Raw genomic sequence first — 11,944 nt, forward strand, 5'->3', positions numbered from 1 at the left:
GCTTTAATTAACATGCTTAAATTGTCATAGAAAAAAGTTGTGTTTCTGGTTTATTTCTTTGAAGCAACAAATCAAAAGCCATACATATGTTTCTTATAAATGGTTTGCCTTTTTCTGTAACAAAAATTTGATTTAGTTTTATGTTTACTAATCCATCTTGTTGCATTTCTTGTAATTTGATTAGTATTTCTGGTATTTCTTCAAAATACAAACCATTTGACATCCAACTTGTTTTAAAATGACACATTAAATTTAAAATATGTTGTCTTATTATTAGGTCTTCTGTAGTTAAAATATGACCTCTAAATACAGGTATTATATTATCGTTTATAAGTTGATAATAATCTTCAATATTTTTAACATTTTGTGCAAAAGCATACCAGCTATCACTTATAGAAGATACACCTAAACCAATCATAACTTTAGTTTTTGATGCTGTGTAGCCCATAAAGTTACGATGCATGGTTTCGTTTTTACTAGCTTTATATAAACTATCTGTTTTTAGTGAAAAATGATCCATGCCTATATCGTAATAACCTGCATCTGCTAGTAGTTTTTTACCTAATTGATATTGGTTTTGTTTACTATCTGCTTTTGGCAAATCACTGTCTTTAAAACCACGTTGTCCATTCCCTTTTATCCATGGGACATGGGCATAGCTGTAAAAAGCAATACGGTCTGGTAGTAACGCTTTTGTTTTTTTTATTGTTGCTTCTACATGTGCTTCTGTTTGAAAAGGTAACCCAAAAATTATATCATGTCCAATAGAGGTGTAACCAATTTCTCTAGCTTGTTCTGTAACACGTTTTACGTTTTCAAAAGGTTGAATGCGGTGTATTGCCTTTTGTACTATTGGGTTGTAATCTTGTACACCAAAACTAACACGTCTAAACCCTAAATTATATAAGGTTTGTAAATGATCTTTTGTGGTATTATTTGGATGACCTTCAAAGCTAAATTCATATTCATTAGCAAGTTCTGCTTTAGCTTTAAGACCATTAATTAAAAGTGTTAAATTTTCTGTCGAAAAAAATGTTGGTGTTCCGCCACCTAAGTGAAGCTCTTTGATAATTGGTTTATCATCAAACAACTCGCAATATAAATTCCATTCTTTTAAAACAGCTTCAATATAAGGAGTTTCAACTTCATGACGTTTAGTTATACGTTTGTTACAACCACAAAAAGTACATAAACTTTCGCAAAAAGGGAGATGGATATAAAGACTTATACCTTCTTCTTGATTACTTTCATTAAAAGCTTTTATAAGGCTTTCTTTCCATTTATTAGAAGAAAACGTTTCTGTATTCCAATATGGTACCGTTGGATAACTTGTATATCTAGGTCCGGCTACATTGTATTTGTTAACTAAAGAAAAGCACATAACTAATTTTTTATAATTCAAAATTAGTGTGCAAAAACTATTTAAAACATGACATTGGTCATAACACTATAAATTAAATAAGTGTCTTAACCTTTTGATAAGGTATTTGTTTAAAAGAAGAAATTACTAAATCTGCTTGACTATAATCTTGATTTTTTGAGTGTAAACTGTCATATCCAATACAATAACTACCTGCAGATTTTGCTGCTTTTATACCGTTTGTAGAGTCTTCTATAACAATACAGTGTTCTTGTTTAAAACCGGCTAATTGAGCTGCTTTTTCAAAAATTTCTGGATGTGGTTTTGATGCTTTTAAAGTAGCACCACTAATTTTTGCTTTAAAATACTGGTCCAATTCAAATCTTGTAAACACCTTGTTAATTGTACTATTTGAAGCTGAAGAAGCTAAAACTAAAGTTAAACCATTATTAAAATAATCAACAATAATATCAAGTACACCATCTAATAGCTGTAAACTTTCGTCTGTTTCAAATAAACCATTAAAGTGACTACGCTTGCACAATTCTAAATCTTTAGGATTAGCTTTTAAATTAAAATGATTAACAAGTTTGGTACAAACATTTCTTGTAGATTGACCAGTAAAACTTTCGTATAAATTTTTAGTTACATCAATTTTATAATCTTCAAACATTTTGTGATAGGCTTTATTGTGTAAAGGTTCTGTATCTACAATTACACCATCCATATCAAATAACACAGCTTTTAACATAAACAAGATTAAATTTTAGCAAACTTAAACTTAATATTACTTAAAATACATAACTTTACGTAGAAAAATTATTCTAAAATGATAGAAGAGCTTAAGCAGCATTATGGCTATTTATTTGAAGATGAATTGCTTCAAGAAATAAACAATGTTGGTACTTATAGAGATATTCCAGAAGGACTTAAATTGATAGAAATAGGAGACTACATAAAATCTATGCCACTATTAATTAGCGGAGCCATTAAGATTTTAAGAGAAGATAAAGAAGGAGATGAGCTTATTCTTTACTTTATAGAACAAGGTGATACTTGTGCAATGACATTGTCGTGTTGTTTAGGAGATTCTAAAAGTGAAATAAGAGCAATAGCCGAAACAGATGCAAGGTTAATAATGGTGCCAGTTCAAAAAATGGAAGAGTGGCTAGGTAAGTATAAATCATGGCGTAATTTTGTGTTACAAAGCTATCAAAACAGAATGACCGAGCTTTTAGAAGCTATAGATACTATTGCTTTTTTAAAAATGGACGAAAGACTATTTAAGTACCTTAAAGATAAAGCAATGGTAAATCACAACGATGTGATACATGTTACACATCAAGAAATAGCTTCAGACTTGCATACATCAAGGGTTGTAATATCAAGACTACTTAAAGCTTTAGAAATAAATGGTCGTATAGAGCTACACAGAAATAATATTAAAGTACTTGACTTATAAACCTGTAACAAATGTTACAAAAAAACAAGCTAATCATTATTAGTTTTGAGTACTAACTCTTAACTATGGAAATACAATATATACTTGGATACATAGGCGCATTACTAATAGGTCTTGTTTTAGGCTTAATTGGTGGTGGCGGATCAATACTTACAGTTCCTATACTAGTCTATCTTTTAGGGATTAATCCAATTACAGCTACAGCATATTCTTTATTTGTGGTTGGTAGTTCTGCTTTAGTTGGAGCTTTAAAAAACATTCAAAAAAAATTAGTAGACTTTAAAACAGCAATTGTTTTTGCAGTTCCTGCATTTACAGCAGTATTTTTAACACGTAAGTATTTAGTGCCAGCAATACCAGAACAATTTTATAAAATAAACAATTTTATAATCACAAAAGATATAGCAATAATGTTACTATTTGCAGTATTAATGCTTTTAGCTTCAATATCTATGTTAAAAAGTAAAAAAGAAGTTATAGAAGAAGATGTAAGCCTTAATTTTGTAGTTTTCTTTTTTCAAGCGGCATTTATAGGTGTTTTAACAGGATTAGTTGGTGCTGGTGGCGGATTTTTAATCATTCCAACACTAATGTTTTTTGCTAGAATGTCTATAAAAAATGCTGTAGCAACTTCGTTATTAATCATAGCTATTAACTCGTTAATAGGATTTATTGGAGATGTTCAAAATATAGAAATAGATTGGTTGTTTTTATTAAGTTTTACATCCATCTCTATTATTGGTATATTTATCGGCACATATCTTTCAAAATTTATTGAAGGCGCAAAACTTAAAAAAGGATTTGGATGGTTTGTACTTGTTATGGGGATATATATAATCTTTAAAGAGTTAACTAAATGATAATTGTAACTTTTGTTACATCTATATAATTACAAATCAATTAATTTTATAACCCATTAATAATCAATTTTTAAAATTGAATTAGAACATAAAATAACATGAAAGTAGAACAAATTTATACTGGTTGTTTAGCTCACGCAGCGTATTACATAGAAAACAATGGAGAAGTAGCAATAATAGATCCGCTTCGCGAAGTTCAGCCATATATTAATAGAGCAAAATTAGACGATGCAAAAATCAAGTATGTTTTTGAAACGCATTTTCACGCAGATTTTGTTTCTGGTCACTTAGATTTAAAAGAAAAAACAGGAGCTAGCATTGTATTTGGACCAACAGCAAAACCAAATTACGAAGCAATAGTAGCAGAAGACGGACAAATCTTTGAAGTTGGTAACTACAAGATAAAAGTTATTCATACACCAGGTCATACAATGGAAAGTACCACATATCTTTTAATAGATGAAAACGGTAAAGAACACGGTATTGTTACAGGCGATACATTATTTATTGGTGACGTAGGTCGTCCAGATTTGGCGCAAAAAGTGGTAGAAGATTTAACTCAAGAAAAATTAGCAGGATATCTATACGATTCTTTACGTAACAAAATTATGCCATTAAGTGACGATTTAATAGTGTATCCAAATCACGGTGCAGGATCGGCATGTGGTAAAAACATGAGTAAAGAAACTACAGATACTTTAGGAAATCAAAAAAAGGTTAACTATGCTTTAAGAGCAGATATGACCAAAGAAGAATTTATAGAAGAAGTTCTTGATGGTTTATCAGAGCCACCAGGATATTTTCCTCAAAATGTAATGATGAATATTACAGGTTACGAAAGTTTTGATAACGTTATCACTAAATCTAATAAACCGTTATCACCAGAAACTTTTGAAGTTGCAGCAAATGAGACTGAAGCTATTATTTTAGATGTACGTCATCAATCAGAATTTGTAAAAGGTCACATACCACGTTCAATCTTTATTGGTATAGATGGTGGATTTGCTCCTTGGGTTGGTGCTTTAATTGTAGACGTAAGTCAGCCAATACTCTTAGTGGCTCCAGAAGGAAGAGAAGAAGAAGTGGTAACACGTTTATCTCGCGTTGGTTTTGATAACGTAATAGGTTATTTAGATGGTAGTTTTCAATCTTGGAAAAATTCTGGTAAAGAGTATGATACTATAACTTCAATTTCAGCAGAAGAATTCGCTAACCGTTTTGAAGATAATAAAGACGTTGTATTTGATGTACGAAAAAATGGAGAGTTTACTGCCGAACATGTTGACGGAGCAAAAAGTACACCATTGGATTATATAAATAATTATTTACAAGAATTTCCAGATAATAAAACATTTTATGTGCATTGTGCAGGAGGATATAGATCTGTAATTGCAGCTTCTATTTTAAAAAGTAGAGGCATCCACAACTTAATAGATGTTGGTGGTGGTTACGGTGCTATCAAAAAAACAGATATACCAGTAACAGACTATGTTTGTCCATCAACATTAAAGTAGTTTTAAGTTTTTTAGTTAGTTAAAAGTGTGTGTTACAAATCTGTAACACACATTTTTTTTGTAACAAAGGTTACCAATAATAGTAACAAATTGACGTAATTTTATAGAAATTTTTATAGATGAAATACATACTCATTATGTCAATATTCTCATTTTTATTCGGAAACAACTCAGTACAAGATAAACCAATAAAAGTATTATCTCCAGAAGAATTTAAAGCGCAAATCCAAGATAAAGACGTGCAATTAATAGATGTGCGTACGCCAGCCGAATTTGAAGCAGGACACATTGAAGGCGCTAAAAATATAGACTTTTTTTCGGGGAAATTTAATGTAGAATTTGACAAATTAGACAAAGAAAAACCAGTTTACATTTATTGTAAAAGTGGAAATAGAAGCAGACAAACCGCTAACAAATTAGCAGAAAGAGGTTTTAAAGAAATCTACGATTTGCAAGGCGGAATTTTAAATTATAAATAAAAACAAATATGAAAACATCAATAATAGTTCAAAACCTAAAATGTGGTGGTTGTGCAAATACCATTTCAACTAAATTATCAGAAATTGAAACAATTTCAAATATTCAAGTAGATGTAGAAGAAAGTAAAGTCACTTTTGATTGTCCAAATCCTGAAGACGCAATTGAGGTAAAACATAAGCTAAGAAGTTTAGGTTATCCATCAATAGAAGACGAAAATGGATTAGTATCTAAAGCTAAATCTTTCGTCAGTTGCGCAACTGGTAAATTATCAAAATAATCATGAAACAGTTACTTATAATTTCAGCTTTAGCAATCACTTTTTTTAGCTGTAAAGATTCAGAAAAGAAAGAATTTTCTGCATTAGATGTACAATTACAAGCTAACAATCATCCAGGTAAAAAAGCAATGGAAAAGTATTGCTACGTTTGCCATAGTCCAACAGCTAGTCATGACGATAGGATTGCGCCACCAATGGTTGCAATAAAAAAACATTACATAGATGAAGATACATCAAAAGAAGATTTTGTAGCTGCAATGCAAGCTTGGATTAAAAACCCAAATAAAGAAGATGCAAAAATGTTTGGAGCTGTAAAACGCTTTGGTGTCATGCCGAAACAATCTTTCCCAGAAGAAGATATTAAGCAAATTGCAGAATATATGTTTGATTTTGATATTGAGCAACCAGAATGGTTTGAAGATCATTTTAAGGAAGAACAAGGTAAACATAAAGGTCAAGGCATGGGTAACGGAAAAGGTAAAGGAATGGGACAAGGCATGCACAAACAACAAGCAGAAGTTAACTATCAAGATTTGCCTTACGACGAACGTGGTTTAAAATATGCATTAACTACAAAAGCAGTTTTAGGAAAAAACTTGATGGGAACCATTCAAAAAAAAGGAACTTTAGAAGCGTTAGCATTTTGTAATGAGCAAGCTTATCCGTTAACAGATAGTATGAGTGTTGTACACAATGCTAATATTAAAAGAGTTTCAGATAAACCAAGAAATCCTAATAATAAAGCAAACGCAATAGAGCTTGATTATATCAATACCTTTAAAAAACAGTTGGCAAATCAAGAAGAGATTAGTCCAATTGTAAAAGAAGATACAGATCAAGTACACGTGTATTATCCAATCGTTACAAATAGTATGTGTTTACAGTGTCATGGTAAACCTAACGAAAATATTAAGCCTGAAATAATAAAAAAGTTAACTTTGTTATATCCAGAAGACCAAGCTACAGGTTATACAACAGACCAAGTTAGAGGTATTTGGAGTATTAGTTTTGATAATTAAAACATTTAGGTATGAGTAAGTTTTCAGATATTATAAATCAAGACAAACCTGTTTTGATAGATTTTTTTGCAGAATGGTGCGGACCATGTAAAATGATGAGTCCTATTTTAAAAGAAGTAAAAGACAATTTAAAAGACCGTATTTCTATTATAAAAATTGATGTAGATAAAAATCAAGCATTAGCCGCAAAATATCAGGTTAGAGGCGTACCTACACTTATGATTTTTAAAAACGGAAAACAAGTTTGGCGCCAATCTGGAGTGCTTCAAAAAGACGAAATTATTAACATTATCACTAATTTAGATTGATGGATTTATCTGAAAAATATTGGGATACGCGTTATAAAATTGATGATATAGGTTGGGACTTAGGACAAGTTTCACCACCATTAAAAGCTTATTTTGATCAGTTAGAAGACAAAAACTTAAAGATTTTAATACCTGGCGGCGGTAATAGTTATGAAGCTGAATATTTACACAATCAAGGTTTTACAAATGTTTATGTTGTAGATGTATCTAAAACTGCTTTAGAAAATTTTTCAAAAAGAGTGCCTAACTTCCCAAAAAACCACTTAATACAAAAAAACTTTTTCGATATAGATACAACTTTTGATCTTATTGTAGAACAAACTTTTTTCTGTGCAATAAATCCTAATTTAAGAGCAGCCTATGCAGCAAAAGCTTATGACTTGCTAAACCCAAAAGGTAAAGTTGTAGGATTATTATTTGATGCACCATTAAATACGGATAAACCACCATTTGGAGGTTGTAAAGAAGAGTACATTAATTACTTCAAACCGTATTTTAAAATTACCATTATGGAAAATGCTCACAACTCAATACAACCAAGAGCTGGTAGAGAATTATTTTTTAGAATAGATAAAATAGAAAAAGAAACTATATTTTTTTAGTTTTTGATAAAAAACTGCGCTTAATATTATTAAAAAGCTATTGTTTTGTTTGTTGTGTAACAAAAGTTACAATTTTTGTCTTAAAACACTATTATTTTTATCAAGATTGAAAACTAACAAACTCACTAAATAAAAATAATAATGAAATCTCACTATCAAATTCTAGTAATTGGTGGCGGAACAGGAGGAATCATGACTGCAGCCAATTTACTATCCAAAAATAAATCGTTAGATATAGGTATAATCGAGCCAGCAGATTGGCATTATTATCAACCAGCTTGGACATTAGTTGGAGCAGGTACATATGATTTCGATAAAACAAAACGTCCTATGTCATCTGTTATGCCAAATGGTGCAGAATGGATAAAAGATTACGCTACAATTTTTAAACCAGAAGAAAATACTGTTGAAACTAAAGAAAATGGAGCAATAACATATGATTTTTTAATTGTATCTCCTGGTTTAGTTATGGATACGTCTTTAATAGAAGGTCTAACAGAATCTTTGGGTAAAGGTGTAGTTTGTAGCAATTATACAGACCCAAAACATACTTGGGATGTAATTAAGAATTTTAAAGGAGGTAATGCGGTGTTCACACAGCCAACAACACCAATTAAATGCGGTGGAGCACCTCAAAAAATAGCTTATTTAGCAGCAGATTATTTCAAGAAAAACGGATTGAAAAATAAAACTAATGTTGTGTTTGCAACACCTGGCTCTGTAATTTTTGGTGTGAAAGAAATTAGAGAAAGCCTAATGCAAGTAATTAGTAGATATGGTATTCATTTTAAACCATTTTACGCGCCAATTAAAATTGATGGCGAAAACCAAATTGTAACTTTTAAAGGTGTTGGAACTGGCGAAAATAAATGTGTGATAAATGAAGATAACGAATTAAGAGAAATCATGTCTGGCGAGTCAATTATAGAAATGCCTTTTGATATGCTTCACCTTGCGCCACCACAAACAGCACCAAAATTTGTTAAAGAATCTCCGTTAGTTAATGAAGCTGGTTGGTTAGATGTAGATAAACACACTTTGCAACATAATAAATACGCTAATATTTTTGGTTTAGGTGATGTTGCTGCGTTACCTACAGCAAAAACAGGAGCAGCTATACGTAAACAAGTGCCAGTAGTTACAGATAATATTTTGCAATTAATAACACATAGTAAAAAAGGAAATAAATCATACAACGGTTATTCATCTTGTCCATTAGTAACTGGGTATGGCAAAATGATTTTAGCCGAATTTGATTACGATAATAACTTTATTCCAGATCCAAAACTTAAACAAATGCTTGTTTTTAATAGCGAAAAAGAGCATTGGCGACTTTGGATGTTAAAAAAATATGGATTACCATATTTATATTGGAACAAAATGATGAAGGGAAAAGAAGTGTAAATATCATCATCTTAATTAATAGCGTAAAGCATCTGATAATTTCAGATGCTTTTTTAGTTTTAATGACAAATGTCATATTTCATTATGTAAATCAGTTATACCTTTACATTGTAATAATTAAAGACTAAACTAATCAATTATGGTATCTCAAAATATATCTCTTTATAGCTGGAGTAACGGTGTAATAATGATTGTTATTTTTGGTATTGTTTGTTTAACCCTTATAGGTTTTGCTATAAAGTTTATGAGTGGAGAAAGTAAAAAGGATGATACTAAAGAGTAGCTTTTTTATTTAAATTTGGTTAAAGAGTGCAAGTAATTGCACTCTTTTTTTTTTAACTATTGTTAAATTTCAATCTTATGTAACAATTGTTTCAAATAGATTAAATCTATTGTTTTAATTTTATATTATAGAAATTTAATATTTAAAAACATATAGTAATTATGGAAACAAACAATGAAATAAACAATGAAATAAACCAAGTAAACACTATGCCAAGAATTGGTGATCAAGCACCAGATTTTGAAGCAGTAACTACTAAAGGAAAAATTAAATTTTCTGATTTTGCAAAAGATAAATGGGTAGTAATGTTTTCTCATCCAGCAGATTTTACACCGGTTTGTACAACAGAAATGAGCGGATTTGCAATAAGAAAACCAGAATTTGATGCACTTAACACAGAACTTATTGGGTTAAGTATAGATAGTATACATGCGCATTTAGGTTGGGTACAAAACGTAAGAGAAAATACAGGTGTATATTTCGATTTTCCTATTATCGCAGATATTGATATGAAAGTATCTAAGCTTTACGGAATGTTACAACCTAACGAAAGTGAAACAGCAGCAGTACGTGCGGTTTTCTTTATAGATCCAAGTAAAAAAATACGTCTTGTAATGTATTACCCATTAAATGTTGGTCGTAATATGGACGAAATTTTAAGAGCTTTAGAAGCACTTCAAACGTCGGATAAATACAAAGTAGCGATGCCTTTAGATTGGAAAAAAGGAGATAAAGTAATTGTTGGACCACCAAAAACTTTAGACGAGTTAAATGAAAGAATCAACGACGACTCTCTTGAAAAAGTAGACTGGTATTTAGCAAAGAAAAACCTATAAAATACTCTTAAAATATCGGTCTTTTCATCAAGTTAAGACCGATTTTTTTTATCTTATTTTCATCTAAACCAAAACTAAATAAAATGAATATTACTCAATTTGAAGACAAGCCATTAGCGCATTATTCTTATGCAATAATTAGCGATAATAAAATGGCAATTGTAGATCCTTCCAGAGATCCAAAACCTTACTATAAATTAGCCGAAAAAGAAAATGCAAAAATCGTTGCGGTTTTCGAGACGCATCCGCATGCAGATTTTGTAAGTAGTCATTTTCAAATACATAAAGAAACTGGCGCAACTATTTTTGTAAGTAAATTAGTTGGTGCTAATTATCCACACAAAACTTTTGATAATGGCGATGTTTTTAACCTAGGAAGCGTTCAGTTTTCTGCAATAAACACACCTGGTCACTCACCAGATAGTATCACAATTATTGCAAAAAATAACGCAGATTATGCGATGTTTTCTGGCGATACGTTATTTATAGGCGATGTTGGTCGTCCAGATTTACGTGAAAAAGCAGGAAATATGAAAGCTAAACGCGAAGAATTAGCCAAAAGTATGTATCAAACCATGCAAACAAAATTTAACGATTTACCAGACAATACCATTGTTTATCCAGCACACGGCGCAGGTTCGCTTTGCGGTAAAAATATGAGCAAAGATGCATCAAGTACTTTAGGTAGAGAACGTGAAGAAAATTGGGCGTTTAAAAATTTATCTGAAGACGATTTTGTTAATCATATTTTAAAAGATCAACCTTTTATTCCTTCATATTTTGGATATAACGTAGATATAAACAAAGTTGGAGCAAAAGATTATGAAAAGGCAATTTCTAAAGCAAACTTTCAATTTAAAGCAGATAGTTTTGAAGACAACGCTTTAATTATTGACGTTAGAGATGAAGCCGATTTCAAAAAAAATCATCTAAAAGGTAGCATAAATATTATGGCAAAAACCGAAAATGATAAGTTTGAAACTTGGTTAGGATCTATCGTCAAACCAGAAGAAGCATTTTATGTAGTTTTAAATACAGTTGAAGATAAAGATGAAATATTACATCGTATAGCCAAAATTGGTTATGAAGATCAGTTGCAAGGCATTCTTACTTTAGATGATTCATCTTTTGAAAGTACAGAAAAAATAGATTTATCAGACTTTAAAAATAATCCAAATCAATACACAATTATTGACATAAGAAATAAAAGTGAAGTAGAAGAAGGTAAGTTTTTTGATAACGCTATATCAATTCCTTTAAACGAATTAAGAGATTCAGAAAATCAAATTCCAACTGAAAAACCAATAGTTGTACATTGTGCTGGTGGTTACCGTAGTGCAGCAGGAAGTAGTATTATTTCCAACTTAAAAAATAATGCAAAGGTTTACGATTTAAGTGAAGCTGTGTCACAATTTAAATAGTCAAAACTTCATAAATAAAGTAAAAAGCCAGTTGTATTTTAATCATTGCAACTGGTTTTTTTTATGCTAAATGTTAAAGTTTTTAATATGTAATATTTATTACATTCAACCAATAATC

14 protein-coding genes are annotated in these 11,944 nt (G+C 30.6%); 12 read left to right on the top strand and 2 right to left on the bottom strand.

Going from position 1 to position 11,944, the window contains the following annotated elements; translation table 11 throughout:
* Positions 1-16 precede the first annotated feature (16 nt).
* Both hemN and H574_RS0106690 read right to left on the bottom strand, forming a co-directional pair.
* A complete protein-coding gene (gene hemN, locus H574_RS0106685) occupies positions 17-1,381 on the bottom strand; it encodes an oxygen-independent coproporphyrinogen III oxidase (RefSeq protein ID WP_027879830.1) in 1,365 nt (454 codons plus the stop codon).
* 73 nt (positions 1,382-1,454) lie between these two features.
* Positions 1,455-2,111: an HAD family hydrolase gene (locus H574_RS0106690; protein WP_027879831.1), complete on the bottom strand. Its 657-nt coding sequence runs from the start codon at positions 2,109-2,111 to the stop codon at positions 1,455-1,457.
* 78 nt (positions 2,112-2,189) lie between these two features.
* On the opposite strand from H574_RS0106690, the gene H574_RS0106695 reads away from it, so the two are divergent.
* The 12 genes from H574_RS0106695 to H574_RS0106750 all read left to right on the top strand — a co-directional run bounded on the left by H574_RS0106695 (position 2,190) and on the right by H574_RS0106750 (position 11,826).
* On the top strand, positions 2,190-2,822 hold the full coding sequence (locus H574_RS0106695; RefSeq protein ID WP_027879832.1) for a Crp/Fnr family transcriptional regulator: 633 nt from the start codon (positions 2,190-2,192) through the stop codon (positions 2,820-2,822).
* 65 nt (positions 2,823-2,887) lie between these two features.
* The gene (locus H574_RS0106700; protein WP_027879833.1) at positions 2,888-3,682 is read left to right on the top strand and encodes a sulfite exporter TauE/SafE family protein; all 795 of its coding nucleotides are present in this window, start codon (positions 2,888-2,890) and stop codon (positions 3,680-3,682) included.
* A gap of 98 nt (positions 3,683-3,780) precedes the next feature.
* Positions 3,781-5,196 (top strand): MBL fold metallo-hydrolase, encoded by a 1,416-nt coding sequence (locus H574_RS0106705; protein ID WP_027879834.1) that lies wholly within the window; start codon positions 3,781-3,783, stop codon positions 5,194-5,196.
* 119 nt (positions 5,197-5,315) lie between these two features.
* Positions 5,316-5,675 carry a rhodanese-like domain-containing protein gene (locus H574_RS0106710; RefSeq protein ID WP_240471259.1) on the top strand — a complete coding sequence of 120 codons (360 nt, stop codon included), beginning with the start codon at positions 5,316-5,318 and terminating at the stop codon, positions 5,673-5,675.
* 8 nt (positions 5,676-5,683) lie between these two features.
* On the top strand, positions 5,684-5,953 hold the full coding sequence (locus H574_RS0106715) for a heavy-metal-associated domain-containing protein (protein WP_027879836.1): 270 nt from the start codon (positions 5,684-5,686) through the stop codon (positions 5,951-5,953).
* A 2-nt stretch (positions 5,954-5,955) separates the two neighbouring features.
* Positions 5,956-6,972 (top strand): c-type heme family protein, encoded by a 1,017-nt coding sequence (locus tag H574_RS0106720; RefSeq protein WP_027879837.1) that lies wholly within the window; start codon positions 5,956-5,958, stop codon positions 6,970-6,972.
* A gap of 11 nt (positions 6,973-6,983) precedes the next feature.
* Positions 6,984-7,280 carry a thioredoxin gene (gene trxA / locus H574_RS0106725; protein WP_027879838.1) on the top strand — a complete coding sequence of 99 codons (297 nt, stop codon included), beginning with the start codon at positions 6,984-6,986 and terminating at the stop codon, positions 7,278-7,280.
* Positions 7,280-7,882 (top strand): methyltransferase domain-containing protein, encoded by a 603-nt coding sequence (locus tag H574_RS0106730; RefSeq protein ID WP_027879839.1) that lies wholly within the window; start codon positions 7,280-7,282, stop codon positions 7,880-7,882. Before trxA ends, H574_RS0106730 begins: the two co-directional genes overlap by 1 nt.
* 141 nt (positions 7,883-8,023) lie before the next feature.
* Positions 8,024-9,286, top strand: a complete 1,263-nt coding sequence (locus H574_RS0106735; RefSeq protein WP_027879840.1) for an NAD(P)/FAD-dependent oxidoreductase — start codon at positions 8,024-8,026, stop codon at positions 9,284-9,286.
* A 139-nt stretch (positions 9,287-9,425) separates the two neighbouring features.
* Positions 9,426-9,569 (top strand): hypothetical protein, encoded by a 144-nt coding sequence (locus H574_RS14745; protein ID WP_169558270.1) that lies wholly within the window; start codon positions 9,426-9,428, stop codon positions 9,567-9,569.
* Between the two features lie 161 nt (positions 9,570-9,730).
* Positions 9,731-10,405, top strand: a complete 675-nt coding sequence (locus H574_RS0106745; RefSeq protein WP_027879841.1) for a peroxiredoxin — start codon at positions 9,731-9,733, stop codon at positions 10,403-10,405.
* A gap of 83 nt (positions 10,406-10,488) precedes the next feature.
* On the top strand, positions 10,489-11,826 hold the full coding sequence (locus H574_RS0106750; protein WP_027879842.1) for an MBL fold metallo-hydrolase: 1,338 nt from the start codon (positions 10,489-10,491) through the stop codon (positions 11,824-11,826).
* Positions 11,827-11,944 lie beyond the last annotated feature (118 nt).

The organism is Mesoflavibacter zeaxanthinifaciens DSM 18436 (assembly GCF_000422365.1).
GTDB classification, from domain to species: Bacteria; Bacteroidota; Bacteroidia; order Flavobacteriales; family Flavobacteriaceae; genus Mesoflavibacter; species Mesoflavibacter zeaxanthinifaciens.

Bases quoted from the DNA above. Each gene is read 5' to 3' on its own strand.
- H574_RS0106705 (WP_027879834.1), top strand. From the start codon at position 3,781: ATGAAAGTAGAACAAATTTATACTGGTTGTTTAGCTCACGCAGCGTAT.
- H574_RS0106700 (WP_027879833.1), top strand. From the start codon at position 2,888: ATGGAAATACAATATATACTTGGATACATAGGCGCATTACTAATAGGT.
- H574_RS0106750 (WP_027879842.1), top strand. From the start codon at position 10,489: ATGAATATTACTCAATTTGAAGACAAGCCATTAGCGCATTATTCTTAT.
- H574_RS0106695 (WP_027879832.1), top strand. From the start codon at position 2,190: ATGATAGAAGAGCTTAAGCAGCATTATGGCTATTTATTTGAAGATGAA.
- H574_RS14745 (WP_169558270.1), top strand. From the start codon at position 9,426: ATGGTATCTCAAAATATATCTCTTTATAGCTGGAGTAACGGTGTAATA.
- H574_RS0106735 (WP_027879840.1), top strand. From the start codon at position 8,024: ATGAAATCTCACTATCAAATTCTAGTAATTGGTGGCGGAACAGGAGGA.
- H574_RS0106730 (WP_027879839.1), top strand. From the start codon at position 7,280: ATGGATTTATCTGAAAAATATTGGGATACGCGTTATAAAATTGATGAT.
- hemN (WP_027879830.1), bottom strand. From the start codon at position 1,381: ATGTGCTTTTCTTTAGTTAACAAATACAATGTAGCCGGACCTAGATAT.
- H574_RS0106720 (WP_027879837.1), top strand. From the start codon at position 5,956: ATGAAACAGTTACTTATAATTTCAGCTTTAGCAATCACTTTTTTTAGC.
- H574_RS0106745 (WP_027879841.1), top strand. From the start codon at position 9,731: ATGGAAACAAACAATGAAATAAACAATGAAATAAACCAAGTAAACACT.
- H574_RS0106710 (WP_240471259.1), top strand. From the start codon at position 5,316: ATGAAATACATACTCATTATGTCAATATTCTCATTTTTATTCGGAAAC.
- trxA (WP_027879838.1), top strand. From the start codon at position 6,984: ATGAGTAAGTTTTCAGATATTATAAATCAAGACAAACCTGTTTTGATA.
- H574_RS0106690 (WP_027879831.1), bottom strand. From the start codon at position 2,111: ATGTTAAAAGCTGTGTTATTTGATATGGATGGTGTAATTGTAGATACA.
- H574_RS0106715 (WP_027879836.1), top strand. From the start codon at position 5,684: ATGAAAACATCAATAATAGTTCAAAACCTAAAATGTGGTGGTTGTGCA.